The sequence below is a fragment of the Shouchella clausii genome (genome assembly GCF_002250115.1).
GTDB lineage: Bacteria > Bacillota > Bacilli > Bacillales > Bacillaceae_D > Shouchella > Shouchella clausii.
Genome location: NZ_CP019985.1, coordinates 2,133,739 through 2,155,702, shown reverse-complemented (window position 1 = coordinate 2,155,702; position 21,964 = coordinate 2,133,739). Strand labels below are relative to the sequence as shown.

The 21,964-nt window shown below is 44.1% G+C and carries 18 protein-coding genes; 10 read left to right on the top strand and 8 right to left on the bottom strand.

Going from position 1 to position 21,964, the window contains the following annotated elements; all coding sequences use genetic code 11:
• Positions 1-33: 33 nt before the first annotated feature.
• The 3 genes from BC8716_RS10250 to BC8716_RS10240 all read right to left on the bottom strand — a co-directional run bounded on the left by BC8716_RS10250 (position 34) and on the right by BC8716_RS10240 (position 3,563).
• Complete coding sequence (locus BC8716_RS10250; protein WP_094425403.1) at positions 34-1,011, bottom strand: ABC transporter substrate-binding protein; 978 nt, start codon at positions 1,009-1,011, stop codon at positions 34-36.
• Between the two features lie 103 nt (positions 1,012-1,114).
• Positions 1,115-2,644 carry an ABC transporter substrate-binding protein gene (locus tag BC8716_RS10245; RefSeq protein WP_094425401.1) on the bottom strand — a complete coding sequence of 510 codons (1,530 nt, stop codon included), beginning with the start codon at positions 2,642-2,644 and terminating at the stop codon, positions 1,115-1,117.
• An 85-nt stretch (positions 2,645-2,729) separates the two neighbouring features.
• Positions 2,730-3,563: an IclR family transcriptional regulator gene (locus tag BC8716_RS10240; protein ID WP_094425399.1), complete on the bottom strand. Its 834-nt coding sequence runs from the start codon at positions 3,561-3,563 to the stop codon at positions 2,730-2,732.
• Between the two features lie 252 nt (positions 3,564-3,815).
• Here BC8716_RS10240 and BC8716_RS10235 point away from each other — a divergent pair, with 252 nt between their 5' ends.
• The 3 genes from BC8716_RS10235 to BC8716_RS10225 are packed head-to-tail and all read left to right on the top strand — an operon-like array spanning position 3,816 to position 6,651.
• Positions 3,816-4,850, top strand: a complete 1,035-nt coding sequence (locus BC8716_RS10235; RefSeq protein WP_094425398.1) for a TRAP transporter substrate-binding protein — start codon at positions 3,816-3,818, stop codon at positions 4,848-4,850.
• Complete coding sequence (locus BC8716_RS10230; RefSeq protein WP_094425396.1) at positions 4,851-5,330, top strand: TRAP transporter small permease; 480 nt, start codon at positions 4,851-4,853, stop codon at positions 5,328-5,330.
• A 19-nt stretch (positions 5,331-5,349) separates the two neighbouring features.
• A complete protein-coding gene (locus tag BC8716_RS10225) occupies positions 5,350-6,651 on the top strand; it encodes a TRAP transporter large permease (protein ID WP_094429223.1) in 1,302 nt (433 codons plus the stop codon).
• 178 nt (positions 6,652-6,829) lie between these two features.
• Here BC8716_RS10225 and thpD read toward each other — a convergent pair whose 3' ends face one another.
• Together thpD and BC8716_RS10215 are read right to left on the bottom strand one after the other, a co-directional pair.
• A complete protein-coding gene (gene thpD / locus BC8716_RS10220; protein WP_094425395.1) occupies positions 6,830-7,765 on the bottom strand; it encodes an ectoine hydroxylase in 936 nt (311 codons plus the stop codon).
• 180 nt (positions 7,766-7,945) lie between these two features.
• On the bottom strand, positions 7,946-8,917 hold the full coding sequence (locus BC8716_RS10215) for a DUF6612 family protein (RefSeq protein ID WP_322500145.1): 972 nt from the start codon (positions 8,915-8,917) through the stop codon (positions 7,946-7,948).
• A 524-nt stretch (positions 8,918-9,441) separates the two neighbouring features.
• On the opposite strand from BC8716_RS10215, the gene BC8716_RS10210 reads away from it, so the two are divergent.
• The 3 genes from BC8716_RS10210 to BC8716_RS10200 are packed head-to-tail and all read left to right on the top strand — an operon-like array spanning position 9,442 to position 13,086.
• On the top strand, positions 9,442-10,875 hold the full coding sequence (locus BC8716_RS10210) for a spore germination protein (protein ID WP_094425392.1): 1,434 nt from the start codon (positions 9,442-9,444) through the stop codon (positions 10,873-10,875).
• 4 nt (positions 10,876-10,879) lie between these two features.
• The gene (locus BC8716_RS10205; protein WP_157730402.1) at positions 10,880-11,968 is read left to right on the top strand and encodes a GerAB/ArcD/ProY family transporter; all 1,089 of its coding nucleotides are present in this window, start codon (positions 10,880-10,882) and stop codon (positions 11,966-11,968) included.
• A complete protein-coding gene (locus tag BC8716_RS10200; protein ID WP_094425388.1) occupies positions 11,965-13,086 on the top strand; it encodes a Ger(x)C family spore germination protein in 1,122 nt (373 codons plus the stop codon). The genes BC8716_RS10205 and BC8716_RS10200 overlap by 4 nt, the downstream gene beginning before the upstream one ends.
• A 100-nt stretch (positions 13,087-13,186) precedes the next feature.
• Here BC8716_RS10200 and BC8716_RS10195 read toward each other — a convergent pair whose 3' ends face one another.
• The 3 genes from BC8716_RS10195 to BC8716_RS10185 all read right to left on the bottom strand — a co-directional run bounded on the left by BC8716_RS10195 (position 13,187) and on the right by BC8716_RS10185 (position 17,672).
• On the bottom strand, positions 13,187-15,103 hold the full coding sequence (locus tag BC8716_RS10195) for an ABC transporter permease (RefSeq protein ID WP_094425386.1): 1,917 nt from the start codon (positions 15,101-15,103) through the stop codon (positions 13,187-13,189).
• A complete protein-coding gene (locus BC8716_RS10190) occupies positions 15,100-15,855 on the bottom strand; it encodes an ABC transporter ATP-binding protein (RefSeq protein WP_094425384.1) in 756 nt (251 codons plus the stop codon). The genes BC8716_RS10195 and BC8716_RS10190 overlap by 4 nt, the downstream gene beginning before the upstream one ends.
• A gap of 380 nt (positions 15,856-16,235) precedes the next feature.
• Positions 16,236-17,672 carry an alpha/beta fold hydrolase gene (locus BC8716_RS10185; protein WP_094425382.1) on the bottom strand — a complete coding sequence of 479 codons (1,437 nt, stop codon included), beginning with the start codon at positions 17,670-17,672 and terminating at the stop codon, positions 16,236-16,238.
• A gap of 199 nt (positions 17,673-17,871) precedes the next feature.
• Here BC8716_RS10185 and BC8716_RS10180 point away from each other — a divergent pair, with 199 nt between their 5' ends.
• The 4 genes from BC8716_RS10180 to BC8716_RS10165 all read left to right on the top strand — a co-directional run bounded on the left by BC8716_RS10180 (position 17,872) and on the right by BC8716_RS10165 (position 21,934).
• Entirely contained in the window at positions 17,872-18,225 is a 354-nt protein-coding gene (locus tag BC8716_RS10180; RefSeq protein ID WP_094425380.1) for a VOC family protein, read from the top strand.
• A 298-nt stretch (positions 18,226-18,523) separates the two neighbouring features.
• Positions 18,524-20,644: a BglG family transcription antiterminator gene (locus tag BC8716_RS10175; RefSeq protein ID WP_094425378.1), complete on the top strand. Its 2,121-nt coding sequence runs from the start codon at positions 18,524-18,526 to the stop codon at positions 20,642-20,644.
• The gene (locus BC8716_RS10170) at positions 20,628-21,632 is read left to right on the top strand and encodes a 6-phosphofructokinase (protein ID WP_094425376.1); all 1,005 of its coding nucleotides are present in this window, start codon (positions 20,628-20,630) and stop codon (positions 21,630-21,632) included. The genes BC8716_RS10175 and BC8716_RS10170 overlap by 17 nt, the downstream gene beginning before the upstream one ends.
• 2 nt (positions 21,633-21,634) lie before the next feature.
• Positions 21,635-21,934, top strand: coding sequence for a PTS sugar transporter subunit IIB (locus BC8716_RS10165; RefSeq protein ID WP_062745618.1), 300 nt, complete (start codon positions 21,635-21,637; stop codon positions 21,932-21,934).
• Positions 21,935-21,964 lie beyond the last annotated feature (30 nt).

The window sequence follows — 21,964 nt, the reverse complement described above, 5'->3', positions numbered from 1 at the left end:
GCGTTTCGCCTTGCTGGTCGGAAGGCGCCGACGTTAATCCACAAGGAGATCAACAGCCTCGTTTAAAAACTCGATCCTGCTCCAAGACGGACCTCCTTCAGACAATGGGTCAACAACATTAACAAATGTCCGTCCTTCAGCAAGGGCAGGGACATTTTGCAAAATTGGGTCATCCTGCAGTTGTTCAAGCAACTCCCCTTCATTTTCTGAGTTCTCTTGTGCTGCATCTTGAATAAACAAATAATCAGGATTGATTTCTGCAAGTTGTTCTGTCGAAATCAATTGTTGTGCTTCGGCAGCTTGTGTGACTTCCGGCGCCTCAATGCCTAAATCTTCATAAAGAATTGGATTGACAAATACGGTTTCCGGATAAATATAGAGATCGTTATTTCGCACACGGACCGCTAAAACCGTTTGATCCTTTAACGAATCGCCAATTACTGCCTTCGCCTCTTCCAATTCCTCGTAGTAAGCGGCAATCGATTCCTCTGCCACCTCTTGTTTGCCTGTTAGCTCCGCTAAAAAGCGAAGGTTGTCTTCCCAGTCTGTTGCAATGTGTGAAATTTGCACAGTTGGCGCTATTTTTTCAAGCTCTTCAATGACTTCAGGAGGGAATTTTGTTGAAGCTAAGATGACATCTGGGTCGAGTGCCAAAATTTTTTCTACATCTGGCTCCGTCTTTTCGCCTATTGGTTCTGTTTGCCCAGTAATCGGCGCAAACATATCAGGAAACGCACCGCCAATGGTCATAGCGCCAATTGGCTCTACATCGAGAACAAGAGCATCTTCCATTGCTTCCATCGCTCCCGTTACAACAATGCGCTCGACGTTTTCCGGCAGTACATAGTCTTGGCCAAGGTACGAGAGCGTCTGCTCACCATTGCCCTGTTGTTCCCCACTGTTCTCTCTCGTTCCTTCATTAGCTGGACCACTGCCCTCTGCTCCAGAACCACATGCTGTTAATACAGCTATACTCGCCAAGGCAAGTGCCCCGAACCACCCTTTTTCCATTGTTTATAGCCCCTTTCTTTATCGCCAATTAAATGAGAACGATTATCACTATTGGTTAGTATAGGGGGACAACTTGTTTATGCACATGGAATTTTTTCAGCAATTACATGGACTGAAGTTGGGAGTGTAGAAAAAGAAGCTTGCGCCACTGGGCAAAGGCAGAGTATTCGAACCACAAATCAGACGGCAAATGTTTGACTTGGCCGGTTCTTACAGCAGGCAGCCCGTTCCATTCTTCACTTTGCCGGACATGTTCATAGAACGCCTTTGTTTGGCTGTCATGGAGGCAAAGCACCCACAACCATCTCGGCGATAATTCTTTAAGCTCAAGCAAAGACAAGCGTGCTACCGATTGCTGCCAGCCTTCAAAACCAACGTCATGAAACAAACTTGAAATGCCTGGGTTTGTATACAAATAAATCGCCTCGCCTGCAATCCGCAAAATGACTGGACTGGCCGTGTTTTCTTTCTCAATCCATCGTTTGCAAACGACAGCTGTCTCTTCATAGTGGCTAAGAAACCGCTGTGCTTCATTCTGTTCATGTAAGGCTTCGGCGACGACGATAAACTGGTCTTTCCAACTTCCAGCGTTGCTAAGGTCTATAAAAGTAGGAATGGAGACAGTAAAGGCATCTCGTTCTTCTTCATGGAGTTTCCTTTTCGCAATTAAAACGTCCGGTTTCCAGTCGATCATCCTTTCCATATTTGCTTGCCAATCATGATTCGCCCGGTAAGCGCTCAAATGGACAGGAACCTCGTGCTGGTACAGCTCATAATAGTGCTTTGTCCATTTTGGATGCATCGGGGCAGCAAATGGTATTTGCCGCAAAGCAAGCAATTCACCTAGCGAATCAAGATCGTAGGCGGCCAGTTTCAGCATTTTCTTCTCTCTATACTGGCTAGGCGAGAGACCAACCTCCTTTTTAAACTTCCTGCTAAAATAAAATTCATCGTCATAGCCGATTCGATGTGCAATGTCTTTAAGGGGCAACGTCGTTGTTTGAATAAGCCGTTTTGCTTCCGTTAATTTGACTTCCGCTGCATATTGTGACACACTTTTGCCCGTTTGTTGCGCAAACTTTTCACTTAAATACGACGGATGGAGGCCTGATAATCCCGCTAACGTTTTTAAGCTAATGCGGGCATGGGGATTTTCTTCAATATATTGCTTTGCCAATTCAATTCCGCTCATCGAGATATTGCTGCCTTCTTCCAAACAGCGGAATAACAAGTCTGGAAACTGGACTTGGTTCCAGAAAAACGCATATTTGTTTTTTCTCAAAAGAGCAGCTGCAAGATCTGCCGTTTTTTCATTCGTACATCCTTTTCGTCTTGGAAAATGCCAATTCGTCGCTTGTAGCAACTCACCGTTCTCTCCTGAGCCATACATACGGAAATAAAATAGGGCGATTTCCGCGCCTTCGCCTGGAAAGTGGTAGGCATCCCCAGGTTTTAAAAGATAAAAATGATAGGGGGACAGCGATGCCTTTGTATCATTTACCTGGACCGCCAAAGAACCGGACTGGACAAAGCAGAGCATATACGTGTCCGCGTACGCCATGCTATGAACCGGAGAGGCACTGCTTGTTGTCGCTTTTTCCAAACGGATCATCGCTTCTTTCCAATCTCTCACTCGAACACACCTCAGTTAATTGATAATCATTATCAATAAATATAGCATACTTCCTGACAAAAGTGAGTCACCCTTCTCGTTCTAATCACAATAAAACACGAACAGTATCATCCACTGTCCGTGTTTTGACTCTACTATGGGTTTTTGACTCTGTTTTTTCCCCTGGCCATCCGCATTCTCTTGAGATCGCTTCACTTGTCTCAAGCATTTTTGCAATCAACGTATGTTCAAAATCACTGTTCGTTAGGCGGTTCATCGGTCCTGACATGCTAAAGCTCGCTATTGTTTTATCGGTATAGTCTATTATTGGGCAAGCAATGCAACGGATCCCCTCTGTAATTTCTTGGTTATCAATCGCATAACCTTGGCGTTTAACTTTTGCGATTTCTTGTAATAGCTTGTTAGGGTTATCGATCGTATAGGGCGTCATTTTCTGATAGTCAAACGAGGCCGCAAGTTCCTCGCATTTTTGTTGTTCCATTCCTGCTAACATCACTTTTCCAACTGCCGTACAATACATTGGCGCTTTACTGCCAATTCGGGAATACATGGCAATCGGTTGCGTACTCTCTATTTTGTCAATGTACAATACCATTCCGTTGTCTTCTATGCATAGGTGAACGGTTTCATTTGCTTGTTCGGAAAGTTCCGTTAAATGAGGCCTGGCAGTCGAAATTAGATCATGGCCCTCAAGAAAATACGTGGCCATGGAGACGATCTGGTACCCCAATTTATATTTTTCTGTTTCTCTATCCTGACGGACATAATTCAAATCAATGAGTGTAGCAAGCAAACGGTGGGCAGTTGCTTTTGATAGCTTTAAACGATTGGCTAAATCGGTTAGCTTGATCCCTTTCGGATATTTGGAAAGCAAATTTAAGATCGACAAAGCCCGTTCAACGGATTGCACATTAGACATTCGTCGTTTCCACCTTTATCGGTTTTTCGCTGTGATTCTATCATAGTGGACAAATGCGCAGTTTGCAAATCGACTGATAAACTTTTAATAAAAGTTCGTATTTATAGAATATAAGAACGTAGAATTTAATACGATTATAATAATAAAACCATGTTCCGCAATGCGGAATATATTTCTTTAACCTGATACTGTTAAAGACAGCTACTAGGCTGCAAGTCGATGTTTTAGGAGGCGAAAGGAGCAAAGGCCAAAATGAAAAAAGCGACCATACTGGGTATCGTTGTAGTCCCCCTATTTGTGCTAAGCGGCTGTAACAAAACGGCAGAGCCTGTTGGCGCAATCGAGATGCCAAGCAACGAAGCCCACATTATCCGTGTATCGTTCAACCAACCGAAAAGCAACCCACAATATATTGCACTAGAACAAATGGGGAAACGGCTACAAGAGCGAACAAACGGCGCTTATGAATTATCAATCTATCCCAATGAGCTCCTTGGAGCACAACGTGAATCGTTAGAAATGGTACAAATCGGTGCCATTGATATGGCCGTAGTCGTCGGCAGTTTAATGGAGAATTTCAACGACGACTTTGCCGTGTTTAACTTGCCCTATGTGTTTCAATCAAAAGAACACCAAATGGACGTCATCAACGATAAGACAATAGTTGGCGATTTATATACTTCATTAGAAGAGGACGGACTATCTGTTTTAGGCGCTTTCCACGGGGGCGTGCGTAACGTTTATAACAAACATCGGCCAGTTGAAGAACCATCTGATTTAACAGGGTTAAAAATCCGCATCATTGAAAGCGATACCAACATTCAAATGTTGAGCCATATGGGCGGTACTGGCACACCTATGGGCCAAGGCGAAGTGTATACCGCTATACAATCAGGCGTGCTTGATGGTGCAGAAAACAATGAATTGATTTATGCGAATTTAAGCCATGTTGAAATCGCGCCTTATTACTCGTATACACAGCATTTAATGGTGCCTGATTACATTGTCGCGCATGCCGGTCTACTCGAAAACATGACCAGTGAACATAGGGAGATTTTTCTCGAGGAAATGAAACATGCGATTGACACGCAGGTTGCTTTATTTGATAAAGAACTCGAACAAGCCATTTCCACAGCCAAGGAGGCTGGTGCCATTTTTAATGATGTCGATGTCGCTGCTTTCCAAGAAGCGGTCCAACCTGTCATCGATCACCACCTTGAGTCCCCAGAAGCGAAAGCATTGTATGAAACTGTTCAAAAGGCGGCAAACGAGGAGGGGAGCTTTTAAATGGAGAAAGCAAAACAACGATTGGATTTAGGATTGCGCTTTTTTTGCATTGTCTTGTTTTCTTTTTTGGTGTTGTTGGTTTCTTGGCAAGTAGTCACCCGTTTTGTCTTTAATGCCCCAAGTTCGTTTTCAGAAGAATTCGCGAAATATTGTTTTGTTTGGCTCGCTCTCTTTGGCGCAGCATTAGTTTTTGGTGAAAAAGGCCATATTGCTGTTTCATTCGTAAAAGAGCGCTTCTCTGCTCCGTTTCGTCACGTCATTCATTGGCTTATTGAACTGATAACGAGCGCTTTTGCTGTCCTTGTAATGATTATCGGCGGCACACAGCTAATGTTGCTTACTTGGTCGCAAACGTCAGCCTCGCTCGGCGTTCCTGTAGGGCTCCTTTACAGCGCTATTCCTATTAGCGGCATTTTTATTGTCATTTACTGTGCCTTTCACATGCATGCACTGACAAAAACAGCACCAAAACAAAAATAGGAGGCAAAAAAGGATGGAAATGGCCATTCAAGCTGCACTTATATTGCTACTCGTCATTGGCGCACTACTCATCATAGGCGTTCCCATTAGCATTAGTGTTGGATTAGGCTCTTTATGCGCTATGATCAGTATCGTCGGTTTTCACAATGGCTTAGTCGCCTCGGCACAACGCCTTTTTACAGGTATGAACTCATTTACACTGCTGGCAATTCCTTTCTTTGTACTCGCAGGGGTGATTATGAATAATGGTGGTATAGCGCTCAGGTTAATTAACTGCGCCAAAGTCATCAGCGGTCGCTTGCCTGGATCACTGGCCCATACAAATGTTGTTGCCAATATGCTGTTTGGCTCCATTAGTGGGTCGGCCGTTGCTTCTGCCGCCGCAGTTGGACAGACCATGTCGCCTTTACAAGCAAAGGAAGGCTATAAACGGGAATTTAGCGCAGCAGCCAATATCGGATCAGCGCCATCAGGCATGATTATTCCACCAAGCAATACGTTGATCGTCTACTCATTGGCCAGCGGCGGCACATCGATTGCCGCTTTATTTATCGCCGGCTATTTGCCTGGCATTCTTTGGGGGCTTGCCTGCATGGCGGTCATCGCCTTCATGGCGAGAAGACAGAAGTTGCCCCGATCTGAACGCGTGCCGCTGAGAGAAGCCATTCGTGTGCTCTGGCAAGCGATTCCTAGCCTTCTTTTAATCGTCGTCGTCATTGGTGGCATTGTTGGCGGTATTTTCACAGCCACTGAGGCTTCGGCTATTGCTGTTTTGTATGCGCTGGCGTTGTCGTTTATTTACCGTTCGATCCGATTATCGGATTTGCCCGACATATTGCTTACAGCTACGCGAACGACTGTGATTGTCATTTTTCTTATCGGTGTGTCGATGATGATGTCGTGGGTGATGGCCTATACAAACATTCCAGCTCTACTCGCCGATTCGCTCTTTGGCTTCACTGACAATATGATTGTGATCTTATTGATTATGAATATCGTTTTGCTCATAATTGGCACGATTTTGGACCCTACACCGGCCATTCTCATTTTTACGCCGATTTTCTGGCCAATTGCGCAAAGCTACGGCGTCGATCCCATCCATTTTGGTATTATGATTGTGTTCAACTTAAGCATTGGCACGATTACCCCGCCAATGGGGCCTGTACTGTTTGTAGGCACAAAAGTAGCTGGTTTGCAATTGGAAAACGTCATCAAGCCGCTCGTCCCGTTTTTCATTGCCACCACTTTCGTATTGTTATTGGTTACTTTCATTCCAGAATTGTCGCTCCTTGTCCCAGAACTCCTTGGTTTATTTGAGTGAACTTACCCACCACTTATCCCTTGCAGGTCGCTTGAAGAGGGAGACTTCTTTCGGAAATATGTTAAAACAGTTGTTGGACCATGCATGAAATCGTGGTGAAGATCTGAATAGACCGGGGCTCTCATATGAAACATTTACAGCAGACGGACCAAGCCCCAATAGGAGCTTGGTCAATCCTTTATTTCGTTGCGTGGACATGTTGGGCAATGCTTTCTTTTACAGGTTGGATTGGGGCAATGCTGTCGCGGTTGGCTAAAAATTCAGGCCTTGGTTGTTTTCCTGAGTAAGGTGCCTGCAACTGGTTTTCAATTGAGTTAAATACGAAAAAGACGTTGCTTCGTGGGTAAGGAGAAAGGTTGGCATTGGAGCCATGCATCGTATTGCACTCAAAAAACAGCACCGATCCGGCTGGGCCAGTAGCACGGTCAATCCGACCGCCCGCTTGTTCAGTCAGCCATTGCAAACTTGTATGGTCAGGCGTTCCTGCAACTTGTTGCTTTAACGATGATTTGTAATGGTTGTCTGGCGTTGTGCCCGCACAAGAAACATACCATTTATGTGAGCCTGGGATAAGCATTAAAGGCCCGTTAAATTCATAGTTATCCGTAAGTATAATCGAGCAGCTGACAGCCCGCATATTTGGCATCCCATCTTCCACATGCCACGTTTCAAAATCAGAATGCCAGAAAAACTCTTTGCCCTTAAAGCCAGGTTTAAAATTAATGCGCGATTGGTTGATGTACACTTGGCTGCCTAAGAGTTGTTCTGCAATTGCCACAATGCGCTCATGTTTAGATAACATTTCAAAAAAGCCGTTGTCTTTGTGGACTTCAAAAACGGAGCGAATTTCATTGCTATCAGGCTCTTTGATGACTTCATCACTGTCCCGCTCTTGGTTCTGTTTCATCACTTCTTCCAATTGATTAGCCATGATTTGCACTTCGTCTTCTTGAAAAAGCCGTTCCAACATTACATACCCATTTGCCTCATAAAAAGCCACTTCCTCACGATCGAGCGGTCCTTTTTCCCTTGAATAAACGATTGGATCTTTTCTTTCCATAATGGTTGCGGTCTCCTTAACGCGTGAAGGATAGAGATCTACCTTTTCTTGCATAATGAAAACCTCCTAAATAGTGTGGTTTCTGAGCAACGCTTGCTTTATCCGTTGCTTGCTATTTCTTAACCCTAATAGGGCAATTATTAAACATAGCGCCTAATGAGTGTGCTTTTTTTGAAAAAGTGTGCATAAAAAACACGCGCCCTTGATCAAAAGGACGCGTGTTGTTGCAAATTATTATTCGCCATTCTCGTCTTCAATATCTTCAAGAATATCTTCGAAGCCTTCAATATCCTCGAGGCCTTCAATGTCTTCAATGTCTTCAAGGGCTTCGAGCTCAGCTTCCCATTCTGCTTCAATTTCTGCACCATCAACAGCATTATCTAACACTTCTTGTGGTATATCAATCTCGTCAAACTCATTGAATTTCGAGTAAGTTGCCTCGGCCGTGCCAGACATACTAAAGCTTCCGCTTTCATCGTCAAAAGCCATCTCAAAATCCATTACCATTTTTTCTTGAAGGTATGTCTCTTTATTGACATAAATGGTGTATGTAACGTTTTTTAATTCAAAGCCTTCCATTGCTGCCATGTCTTCTTCAGTTGGAAGCGCGTCTTCTTGGCCCATTTCCATAAAAGATTCAACCAATGAGTTCATTTCTTTATCTGATCCGTCTACTTTTAAGACATAAGCCCCTTCCTCTTCCTCAAGGGCAATATGTTCTGCGACGCTTTTCAATACGTCAAGCTGTTCTTGCGTATCGATTTCCATTTCTGCTGCAAATGCTGGATCTTCGCTCATATCATACTTCATCCACTCTGGTCCAAGTGGATTTTGCATGTAAAAAACATCGTCAACCATGTATTGGTCTGTTGTAAAATCCATACCCGTTTCTGAATCGGACATAGTCGTGCTCAAGTAAGCCGATAGGGGCTCTTGAATCATATCAGCAGTCATGCCAATTGACATTTCCATCGGCTGGCCGTCGTACTCCATCCCATAATCCATTGACATTTCCATGCGAAAACTATCGAGAGCTTCCATCGCTTCACTTGTTTTTACTAATACGTCTTCAGCTGTTAGCTCTTCCGTTTCCGCCGCAGGTTCGGTTTCCGCCTCTGCCTCTTGCCCACCGTCACCGCTTGTATTGTCGCTTCCACAAGCCGCTAACGCAAGCGTGCTGAAAGGCACAAGCAAAAACCATTTCATTTTATTCACAAATACTCCTCCTCCATCATTTGGCCCATCCATACAAGGCTTTGTATTGCCAGACACTAAAAAAGCGCCCACATTTCCCGATTGTAAATGAGGCCAATCAATCCAGTAACCACTATAAGCCAACAAAGCGTCCCCAATCAACCCTTTTTTCAAATTCGCCTTTCTTTCGCTTTGTTAAAATAAGCAACGAAAGTGGGCATAAACTGTAAACGCAGAGGAAAGACTCGTGATTAAAGAACTGGTAAAAATACATTTTTCTCCTTCACGCGTACATATCTAGTAAAAAGGAGGGGAGGAAACCCAGTTATTTGCATACATTCGCATCATTTATCCTTTTATTTTCATTTAAAAAAACTAGCACCACACGAACCTCAAAGCGAGCAGGCAATTCCTCGTTTCTCAACGCATAGCTGCCCAAACGGTGGCAACGTTCAGGTCTCCACTCAAGCTGACTGCCGTATAAAGAACCACTCTTAGGAAATAGTAAGCCTATTAGCAAGTAGAGGGTGGTTTAGATGAGCGAACTAAAACAGATTAAAAACAAATTTACAGCGGCTATGCATGGTACAGATGATCTTGTTTTTCGCGAGTTCACCTACCAAGGCTTGCATGGGTTTGTCTTGTTTTTAAATTCATTAGTTGATGAAAAATGGCTCGAGGACATACTTTTCAAGCAACTGAATCAGGCTCCTGCCTCAAAGCGGTCTCTCCAAGAAGCACTCGCTTCTGCTTCCTATGAAAAAAAAGCGACCATTGCCGAATGCGTGCCTCTTCTTTATAAAGGGCAAGCTGCAATCGTTTTCTATGAACGGGGCCCGTCTTTTTTTATGGTAGATGCAGCCCTATCGATAAATCGTGGCATAGAGGAACCGACAAATGAGCGCGCCCTCCAGGGAACACATGAGGGCTTTGTCGAAAGCCTTCTAGTCAACCTTCATCTTGTCCGCAGGCAAGCACCTACGGAAGCACTGATTGTCCGTAAAAAAAAGGTAGGAAAAACGATAAAAAAGGACGTCGCCATTGTCTATATGCACGACAGAGCTTCTGCTACTGTATTAGCAGAAGTTATGAAAAAACTAGAAGCGATCGACCAGGACTTAACGATTTCTCCTGGCGTTATAAACGAACTGCTTCAAAACTCAAAACGGTCAATTTTTCCACAAAATCTTTATTCTGAACGACCAGATGTTGTCGTTGGAAATATCGCCGAAGGACGAATTGCGGTTTTAATAGAAGGCAATCCAACTGCTATGATTCTGCCTGTTTCCTTTTTTAGTTTTTTGCAGGCAGTCGATGACTACAATTTCCATTTTTTTTTGGGTAGCTTTTTGCGCTCCGTTCGCTTGCTGGCGCTTTTCATTGCCATTTTTGTGCCATCCTTGTATATTTCTTTAGTTGCGTTTCATTTTGAAATCATTCCTCAACCGCTGATCATTTCCGTCAAAAGCTCATTGCAAAACATTCCATATCCGCCGCTCGTTGAAGCGCTAATTATGGAAGTCACGATCGAGCTAATTCGTGAAGCAGGTGTGAGGCTGCCAGCGCCGATTGGTCAAACGATCGGCATTGTCGGTGGACTTGTCATAGGCGAAGCCGTTGTCAATGCCGGACTTGTGTCCAATATGATGATTATTGTTGTCGCTATTACCGCGATCGCTTCCTATGTCATTCCGAACACGGAGATGAGTTCAGTCGTTCGCCTCATTCGCTTCCCGCTCATGCTCGCTAGTGCCGCATTTGGTTTGATTGGCGTCATATTGTCTTTCTTCGCCATTCTCATGCATCTTGTCAAGCTTGATTCATTCGGGACACCTTACCTTTTGCCGCTTGCCCCTTTTAGTCTCAAAGGCGTCAAAGATGGTTTGCTGCGATTCCCCCATTGGTTAATCCAACGGCATACCCGTTATGCATCTCCCTATTCGAAACGGACGTCGCGAAAGGGGGGATGAGGCAATGGAAACAAATAAGCGTTTAGGGAAAACACAGTTGTTTTGGTTTTATGTGCAATCACAAATTGGAATCGGCATTCTCTCATTGCCATACTCTCTTTACAAGGAAGCGCAAACAGACGGTTGGATTTCTTTGCTTATGTCGGCTGTTTTAGTGCAAATCGCACTTTTGGGCTTATGGTTCCTGCATAAACGCTTCCCCAATGACCATTTATTTTCAATTTGTGAAAAAACATTGGGCGTTTTTGCCGGAAAAGTCCTAACCCTTATATACATTGTTTATTTTGTTTACACTGCAGCGCTTGTGTTGAAAAACTTCACTCAACTCATTGTTATTTGGATTTTAATAAAAACGCCTGAGCCTGTTTTTATGGGGCTTATCATCGCTACATGTTTGCCCCTTTTATTAAGCACACTCGATCAAAAGGCGCGGATGTTTGTCTTGGCTGCTCCGCTCATTCTTCTCATTCCAATCGTCATGATTGGTGGTTTTTTTCATAATGCCGATTTTTTAAATTTACTGCCGATCGGTGTAGCTAAACCGAGCGGGCTTATGAAAGGGACGTTGGCTGCTTCTTTTGCCATTAATGGCTATATTGTCATGAGCTTGATTTTTCCATACGTAAAAGCGACTGCCGCCGAAAAAATAAAAGTTGTTTCACTGGCACATTGGGTAGTCACATTTATTTATCTAGTTGTTGTCCTTGCCTGTTACATGACATTTAGCGCTGGGGAAATGAAGCTATTGCCGGAACCATTTCTCTATTTGATCAAGTCGTTTTCTTTCCCGATTGTGGAGCGGATCGATTTAATTTTTCTATGCCTTTGGTCGGTTATTGTTATTACGACTTATGCGATTTACATTTATTGTGGTGTGATCGGTACGATGACACTCTTCCGCTCACAGCGTTACCATTTGTTTGTCATCCTAGCTTTGCTCAGCACCTTTCTAGTGAACCTCATGCCTGACAGCATTTTCCAAGTAAGAAAAATGATAACGAGAACAGACGAATTTGGTACAACAATGAACTTTGTCATCCCTTTGCTTATGCTTCTAATTGCTGTCGTTTTTAAAAGGAGGTCGAAAGTGTGAAAGCGATCCGAGCAATCCTTATACTTTTGCTGTTAACAGGCTGTTGGGACCAGCGCCTTGTCAAAGATATTAATTTAATTTATAGCCAAGCGCTCGACCAAACACATGACGGAAAAATTGAAACGACGATTGTCACAATTGGAGGCGGCACACAAAACCGGACTGGAGCAGGACCCGACGTGTCGACGACGCCCGCAATTATCTCAGGCGTTGGCACGACTCCACGGGACAGCCGCATCCAATTAGACAGGAAAGTCTCAGGCGAGTTGTTTGCCTCGAAAAACCGAGTCACATTGTTAAGCAGAGGGCTGGCTGAACAAAATATTTACTCGATGCTTGATGTGCACTACCGCTCGCCTGTCAGCACGACCAATGCACGCATTGGCGTTGTCAATGGGCCAGCTAAAGATGCCCTCCATGTAAAAACGGCAGAAACACCGCTTATTAGCAATTACTTAGGGGACTTGCTCAATGGCTTAGAAAATACAGGGCATATTCCAACAACTTCATTAGAAGATATTCTTTCCTTACTGTTTGATAAAGGAACCGATTTCGTTTTGCCTCTTCTTCAAGTAATCGACCACCATAATATTGAGTTACATGGGGTAGCCTTGTTTAACCAAAACAAAATGTCAGGTGAATTAAACGCAGACCAAACATTGCGCTTGTTGTTATTAGATCAAAAACAAGACAAGGAGCCGCGCTTAAATATAAAAGTAAGCGACGACTATGCGATTAAAGCAAACAACTATGCAACTGTTGATGTAGAAGACCGCCAGTCGCGCATGAAGCTAACGAAAAATAGCGCGGGCCAATTCCAAGTCAGTTTCGATGTGGAATTGACTTTAAATGTCATTGAATACCCGAAAGACACCCTTTACATCCAAGAGAACGTCGATGAATTGAATAAACGCATTACCGCGCAATTGACAAAGGAGAGCGAAGAAGTGATCCAAATCATTCAAGCAGCAAACTGTGATTATTACGGGATTGGCAAGCATATGCGTGCTTTTTATTATCATGATTGGCAAAACACCAATTGGAAAGAATTATATCCGCAAATACCGATTTCGGTTAACCTTAACACGAAAATCCTTTACCATGGCATTGTCAATTAATGAGCCAGTGCGCGGTATATTATAAAGGCCGTTTTACCACTGCAAATAGAGGAAAAAGCGAGCGCTCTGTCGAACGCCCGCTTTTTCCTCTTCGTAATGGCTATAGCGCCTCCTTTATGACTTTTTTCGTATGCCATACAGACAATAAAGCAAAGATCGAATAGAGAGCTGTATAAACAGCCATGACTAGCAGCATCGGCGTCCACAATTCACCGCCAAAAAAGAACCAGCCTGATTGTACAGCAAAATAGCTATGGGACAAGCCTAAAAGGAGTGGAATGCCGAACGCAAATAATTGTTTGGCGTAGCTGCCTTTTTCTAGCTGGCGTCGATTAAAGCCGAGCTTGCGTAAAATCGTATAATTGTGCTTTTCGCCTTCTGTTTCATCCACTTGCTTAAAATAAAGAATACAGCCTGACGTAATTAAAAACGTCAGCCCTAAGAAAGCGACAATGAACATGTATAAACCCATATGGGCTTTTTGGTTTGTCGCCATCGCCCATTGTGACTCGCTTTGTTCATGAAAATCCATTTCTTGATAAGCTGTATTCGCCTCAACTACTGCTGATTCTTCTACAATATCAATGCCATAAGATTTCTCTGCTTCTTGTTGCTTTTTCAGTGAAGCAAACGTTTCTTCATTGACAACAACAGTCGGCATTCCGCTGCTTGGGTAAAAATAAGGGATAACAAATTCTTTCTTTAAGCCACGATATTGTTGGCTGATAGTCTCTTCCCCAAGTTCGATCGCAATGTCGCCTTCCTCTTTAAACGTGACAAACCGCTGTAACAAGTCATTGTAGCCAGTTAATACTGCTTCGTCAGTGGACACATGGACATCTGTCATATAGGCAGCGCTTGTGATCGCCATTTCTTCCACTGTCCCGGTCATCATTTCCGTCGATGAAGCAATGATTTCTTCTATGTTGACATTGCCTTGTATAAATTCAGTCGTACGTTCTTGATAGTCAACTCCGATATGGTCAAGTTTGATTTTAAACGCTTCTGCATCTTCGCCGCTCACAAAAGCAAAGTCAGTCGGCACCCATTGTTGTGCCGATTTTTCTGCTGAATAATAGGTAATATAACTTAATGACAGCAGTCCAATCGCTAGTGCCGATACGGTTGTAATCACAGTTAGCAACACTGCGTTTGATTTCATTCGAAACATGAGCGACGACAAGGACATCACTTCGCGAATGTTCAAATAGCCATCTTTTTTGCGGCGAATCACTTTCGCAACAAAGCTGACCGTTCCTTTATAGAACAACAATGTGCCGATAATGCAGGCAGCCAAAATCGTCGTCATCGCTAGAAACAACTCACTCTGTGTGACGAATTGTCCTTCAAACAATTTAGAGGATAACCAGTAGCCAAATCCAATCAACACAATGCCAAGTATGCCAACCGCGATCTCAAATGCACGAAATCCTTGTGTGATCGTTTCTGTTTTTGCTTTAATTTGGAACAAGGACAAAATCGTTTGCTTGCGGATATAGACATACGTGAATGCCATCATTAGAACGTAAATAGCCGCAAAGACAAGCAGCGTCTGGGTAAGAGCAGCGCCTGAGAAATGCAGTTTCGCAGCCGTTTCGACACCAATAATGCTGTACAGGCTTACCATTGCCAGCTTTGACAAATAAAAGCCAATGAAAACGCCGACAGCTAGCGCGCCAAAGTAAACGAGCACATTTTCCCCTGACAGCAACCCAAAAATTCGGCCTTTCCGCATGCCAACCAACTGAAACAAGCCGATTTCCTTGCTTCTCCTTTTTAAAAACAAACGATTGGCATAGAGCAAAAAGATCGCAATGATTGCAACAAGCAAGACCGATGCGGACCGAATGGCAGCAGCGCCTTTTACCGATGCAGCCGCCTCGTCAAGAGCTGGATCATATTGCAACGTAACAAAGGCAAAATAGAGTGCCGCACTAAAAGTTAATGAGAAAATGTACAATCCGTACGTTTTGCTGTTTTTCCGCAAATTGCGCATGATCAGTTGGCCTGTATTCATGCCTTGATCCCCCCAAGAATGGCCTGGGTTTTCATAATTTCTTCGTAATGGTCTTCTCTCGTCCGGCCTTGCTGCATGACTTCTGTATACATTTGCCCATCTTTAATAAAGACGACACGGCTGCTAAAACTGGCTGCTGCTGCATCATGCGTCACCATTAAAATCGTTGCTTGGTATTTTTGATTAAATTCAGTGAGTTTATTAAGCAAGTCCGTTGCCGATTTAGAATCGAGCGCCCCCGTCGGTTCATCGGCAAAAATCATACTTGGTTGGTGAATAAATGCCCGGGCTGCTGAAGTTCGTTGTTTCTGACCACCGGACAGCTCATTAGGGTACTTGTCTTTTAATTCGTAAATGCCTAATTCTGTCGCAACAGACCGAAACGCTTCGTCTGCTTCTTTTTTGCCTGCCCCCATAACCGACAATGGCAACAGGATATTCTCTTTGACGGTAAGCGTCTCAAGCAAGTGGTATTCTTGGAAAACAAACCCTAAATGCCGTTGGCGAAACCAAGCAAGTTCCCGCTCTTTCATAGTGGTAATGTCTTTCCCATCTATAATGATCGTTCCGCTTGTCACTTGGTCAATTGACGACAGTACATTCAAAAACGTTGTCTTCCCTGAGCCCGACGCCCCCATAATGCTAACAAACTCGCCCTTTTCAATCGTTAAGTCAAGTCCTTTTAACACTTCCTGCTTATTCCATTTGTTTCCGTATTGTTTGCGAATATTTGTTGCTTCAAGTACAACCATGGACTGCTTCCTCCTTCTTAAGTTCCCTTCATTTTACTAAGGAAGCTGCACACTTGCCTTTGATTTAGATGACAAACGAAATGGCGCACATGACAAAATTGTAAGAGTTAAAAAACTCCCGCCTTGTCGCTTCTTACTTGCTGGTGATGCTGCCGCTCGTAACCGTCTACTTAATCGCCCAGCACTGAATGTTAAGCAACGGCAAATAGCCAGTTGAAAGAAACTCAACTGGCTTTGTAAGCACGAGAGAGACAATGTTAATTTTATGCCACATGGAGCTAAAGAACATTCCTTCCAGCACCAAAGGCAATTAGCACCTCGCAAAATGCCTTCACGAATCCTATCTCAAAAACGTTTTAAAGTCTGTTCTCTCCACTCTATCAAGGAGCAAACGGGGCCTCAAGGCCAATTTCCGGATGTTTCTTTGCTTGTTCCTGCACAAGCCCTGCTGCTTTCCCTGCTAAAAACTCGTCAAAAAAAGCAATGCTCACGTCATTGATAAGATGATGGACTTCTTCAATATGTTCTCCTTTATTTTCAAGCAACGGCGAAAACAAGTGAAAGTCTGTAAAGCTCATATGGGATGTGTGTGGAATGGTCATCGTATAACCGCCGCCATAGAGCGCCGTTTCCCGCCGCATTTGACTTTCATCCCAAAAGGCTTCATAGGAAGCACGTGACTTTCCGGTTTGGGCCACAGCTTGGTCCAAAGTTGCATCAAAAACAGCTCTATCAATGCTTTTCTCGCCATTCATTTGCAAGTAAGGCTTGTCAAATCCATCTGCCGGAGGCTCTTTTCCGTATAGCGTCCCATCCATATTTACAGCTACTTTTACTCTGGAGTCGCGGGCAAGCATTTGCGCTGCTGCCGCCCCGCCATAAGAGTGGCCAAACATCCCGATTTTTTCTAAATCGAGCCTGCCTTCAAAATAGCCGTCAGCGCCTGGCCGATTCCATTTTTCAAGTTCATCTAAAACAAAGGACACATCCTTTACCCAAATGTCCATATGGGCATCCAACTGTTCGAATCCAGACAAGTGGTTTTCATTGAGCAACACACTTCGTCCATCTGGATAGACTGTCGCAGCAGCGTCGAAGGCGTGGTCAATGCCTATGACAACATAGCCATGGCTTGCTAACTCTTCAACTTGAAATGTATTTTGGTTGCGAAACCCTGTCATGCCATGGGAGAAAACAATCACAGGATACGTATCGGCCTTTTCGGAAACTTGGCTGCCTTCTGTAGCGTAAGTATCAACATAACGAAGATGGCTTAACACCCAAGCAGGGATTGACAGTGCTTGTTCCAATCCTTTCGTAATCGGTCCGACGTCTTTCGTATAGGGAGCCTGTTTTCCCTGTTGGCTCTCGCTCGGATACCAAACTTGTACCATCAGTTCTCGCCCGTCTGCCACAGTAGGTGCATCTTCTCTGTTTTCATCTTTCAGATAAAATGTTTCTGTTCCAACTGGGTACATGCCCGTAGGCTTTTCAAATGAAAAGACAGGCAACAACAAAGGGGTTGCCACCATCACCAGCCCATAGGCAGCAGCAAGCCCATACCCGCCCCAGCGCAAAAGACGGTTTCCCGCTCGGCCTTGTTTTCTAAACAACACTCCAATCGTCAACAAAAACGGCACCAAGTAGGCGAACGTCATTTGCCACCTCGGCCCTTCAACCATCACATGCAGCACTGCCACTATATAAAGGGCAGCTAATCCAACAACAATCATTTTCTGCTTCTTCGTTTTACTGATAACGAACCATAAAAATACGGCGATTGCCAACACCACGAGAATCGATTCCAATAACCTCAAAATGCTAACCCCTTCTTATTTCTTTTAAATAAAAAGCACGTTCCTATCTTATCATATGAGTGAAATCGCTAGTGAACCGTGCTTTTTGTTAAGGCCGGAGACGTCCCTACTATCAAGAAAATAGTTATCCTAATCAAAAAGAAGGTTTTTACTACCGTGCGTAGAACAAATAGGCACATCAATTAAAGGAGGCTTAGCAATGACACAAATTTTCCAACGGATTGACACCGTTTTTGTGCCTACTCGCGATATCGAAAAAGCGTTTAAATGGTATACCGACATTTTAGGGGGAGTTCCAGGTTGGAAAGGAGACGAAGGGGAGTACCAATCGGTTAAGTTTGGCGATACATCGATTACGTTATTTCTTACTGACGAGGACGTTTATTTTCAGCCAAGACGCAGCGCCTTCAATTTCTATGTCGCCGATGCCGAAAGCGCGTATAAGCATTTAAAAAACAATGGCGTTCAAGTCGAAGAACTTAAAGAATATGGAGCACGTTATTTTGCCTTCTATGATTTGGATGGCAATTGTTTGGAAGTATGTGAGTATTAATGTTGGCTATTATTAACAACTACTTATTTACTTAATCACGGAGAATCGAAGTATCCAGATCACCCTCTAATGTACATTTTGCTAGTTAAAACGGCTTTATCCCTATTCGGGAAGGCCGTTTCTTTAATAAGCTTTTCCTTCTCCTTCCTTTTAACCACTCTCAAATTCATATAAAAAACACCTACCTTTCCGTTTCTACCGCCTTAGCCGCCTACTTCTTTTCCGCTAAAAATGGAAGAACTTTAAGCTTCAAATTATGAAAGCGGTAACATATGATTAAGCCAAAGGAGGGTGGCGAATGAGACGCAAACATGCAGAAATCTTCCAAGAAATTGTTAGGCATAAAAGCTATGTGCCCGTTAAATCGCTTTCCGAAACATTCCAAGTCTCTGCGCGGACGATCCGTTATGCCCTTGAGGAAATCGATGATTATTTAAGGGATCATCACCAGCCTCTGCTGAAACGGAATCGGAAAAAAGGCGTTTATTATGACTGCGATCAAGAAGTGATACACAAGCTTCTTGGCTCTGACACACTCCACTTTCTTGATGCCGCAGACCGCGAAGCTTTTCTTGTCTTTGCTTTCTTTTACGCTAAAGAGAAAGTGACGGTCCCTTCGATTTGCGAGCACTTGCAAGTGAGTAAAAGCACAGTAGACAAAGACATTCAGCGGCTGCGGACGGAGCTGCTGGCCGACAATTTGCGATTAGACAGCTTGCCTAAAGAAGGATTCGCCGTCGTCGGCTCAGAGTTTGCGAAGCGGCGCTGGCTTTTCCGGTTTTTGAAACGGGCCTGCCGTAATAGAGGCTTGGACATGTTGAAACAAAGCGAAGCAGCCACATTTTTTGAAGAGTATTGCTGTAAATTGGTGGAAGCCACTGCGTTGGAACAGACATTGGCATGGATTCGTTCAATAGAACAGAAAAAGAATGGCCGTTTTACGTACGAAACCCATTTAGAAATTGGTTTGTATGCATTGCTAGCGCTAAAGCGTATCAAAATGGGCTACTTATTGACGGAAAAGGCAATAATTCCAGAACAACTGGACAAACAAGCATTCGCTCTTGCCCAAACATATGATTTTCAAAAACCATTATCCGATCCAAACACCGAAATTTACGTCTTATCGTTGTTTCTTTCAACCGCTAAAGAGGAGCAATTCTTATTCAAAATGGAAGGGAATTGGGGTCAGATCCAAGTCGCTGTCATGGACTTTGTGCACTCTATCACAAAACAGACAGGACTACCGTTTATAAATGACCAAGAATATTTTTCAAACATTTACGCCCATATCCAGACAATGGCAAGACGGCTGAAAAACGAACTGCCTATTGAAAACCCAATTGCCGACGTCATTGTTAAACAATACCCTGATTTATTTGCAGCGTGCCGTTTGGCAGGAAACGAATTAGAACGAACGCTGCAATTAACAATTCCAATCGATGAAATTGCCTACTTAACCATGCATACTTGCGTCGCCTCTGAAAGACTGAAGCGGCAAACACTTGTGTACCGGACAGTTATTATTTGCGGACACGGCATTACAAATGCCCGTTTAATCGAGGAAAGCTTGTACACGCGCTTTTCTTCCATTGAAGTATTAGGAACATTATCCCGTTATGAAGTCGATGTCATTCAAAAATTACAAGTTGACTTTGTCTTAACGACATTGCCCCTTTCCATCAAAGGCGTGCCTTGCTTGCAAGTGTCCCCGTTTTTTAAGGATGAGGACACAGCCTTAATTCAAACAACGATTGCACAAATAGCGAAATCGAAACAAAAGCAACGGCAAAAACATACAGCAACGAACGAAGATTTTTTCCGTTCGATCGTGGAAATTGCGAAAGCAAACAGCAAATCGTTCATGCTTAAACCGTTTATGGAAGAATTAACCTCTCTGTTTAAAAAACATCAGTTGCCAATTTACGAAGGAGTGATCCAGCCATTGTTAGCCGAGCTAATGAGCGAAGACCATATTGAACTAAATGTTCGCGCCGCCAATTGGCAAGAAGCCATTTATGCGGCCGCTAAGCCTTTAGAAAGAAGCGGCGCCATTACAAAAAATTACGCAGAAGCAATGATCGCCTCTGTGCAAGAATACGGGCCTTATATTGTCCTTGCTCCAGGAGTTGCGATTGCTCACGCCCGGCCAGAAGACGGCGTAAATGAGCTAAGTGTTAGTTTTATCCAGCTAGCAGAGCCCATTCCATTCGGCAATCCTGACAACGACCCGGTGTTTCTTGTGATATGCTTGGCCGCTTCTGACAGTTTTTCACACTTAAAAGCGTTTCGTTCCATTGTAAAGCTAATCAATGACGAACAACGATTAGACGCAATAAAAGCTGCTACCTCTAAGCAAACGTTAACAAAAATCGTTCTCAACGAAGAAGGGGAGAAAGCCTATGTCGACGGCCCGTAACATTGCTTTAATAACAAGCGGCGGCGATGCGCCAGGGCTAAATGGTGCCATTGCGGCGATTGCCCAAACGCCGGGTGTTAACCTTTATTTCTATCATGGCGGATTTGACGGGATCATTGAGCAGGACCCTGTCGCCATATCACCAATGACAGCGAGGGAGGCCGTGCTTCAGGGAGAGTTGCTATGTCACTCTGGCCGCAGCACATCCATGCTCCATGAGGCGGGGCAAAAGCGTGTCCTCGAAAAACTAAAGCAAGACTGCATGGATGCCCTCGTAGTATGCGGCGGCAACGGTTCCGCCCAAGGGGCAAAAGCGTTAAGCGCTAGTTTGCCAGTTGCAGTTGTACCAATGACAATTGACAACGATATTGGCGGAAGCGAATACACGATTGGCCACGACACGGCCGTCAATGCGATTGCCGATTCGCTCCATCGGCTCCGCCAAACAGCAGCTAACTTGCCTGGACGGATTTTTATGGTCGAAACCTTTGGCGGGCGCTGCGGCCAGCTTCCCCTTGCAGCTGCTGTTGCTGCTAGCGCAGACATCGTACTCCTTCCTGAATATGAGCTCAATATAGACGAGTTTATTACAGAAGTACAGACTCGCTCAGCGCGAGGGAAAAGCGTCATCATTGTCGTATCGGAAGGCATCTATTTGAACAAGCGTTTTTCTGCTGGCGACCAGGGCGTATCGTTTGCACTTGCCCGAGCGCTTGAGGATTCAACAGGAAAGCGGGTGCGGCTTTCCATACTCGGCTATACGCAACGAGCAGGTGACCCGACAAGCTATGACTGCCTGATGGCCAAGCAGATGGGCAAATGTGCAGTCGATGCGTTGCTTAACGACGAAAAGGCAACTCTTGCAGCGTTAAAGGAAGGGCACGTCAAAGCCGTTCCCCTAACAGCAATCGACCAACCGCCGACTTTGGCAAAAGAGTTTATGAAACTGGCTTTTAATGAAAACCAACTGATCCAATTGGAGGGATAATTATGGCAAAAAAACTATCGATTTTAATGGTATGCGGGGCAGGACTTGGAAGCAGCTTTGCCTGTGAGATGGCGGTGGAATCCGTGCTCGAAAAACTAGGAGTAGAGGCAACATTGAACCATTGTGATATATCCTCTGCGAGCAGCCAACAGGCAGACATTTTAATTACTGGCCAAAATTTTGAATCGCAATTAAAACACTACCAAATTGAAGCGGACATTCTTTATTTAAAACGGCTTGTCGACCAAAAAGAAATTGAAGAAAAGCTTGTTCCCGTCCTAAAAGCAAAACAAGCCCTATAACGAAACAAACGAGACAATCATGAAAAGGGA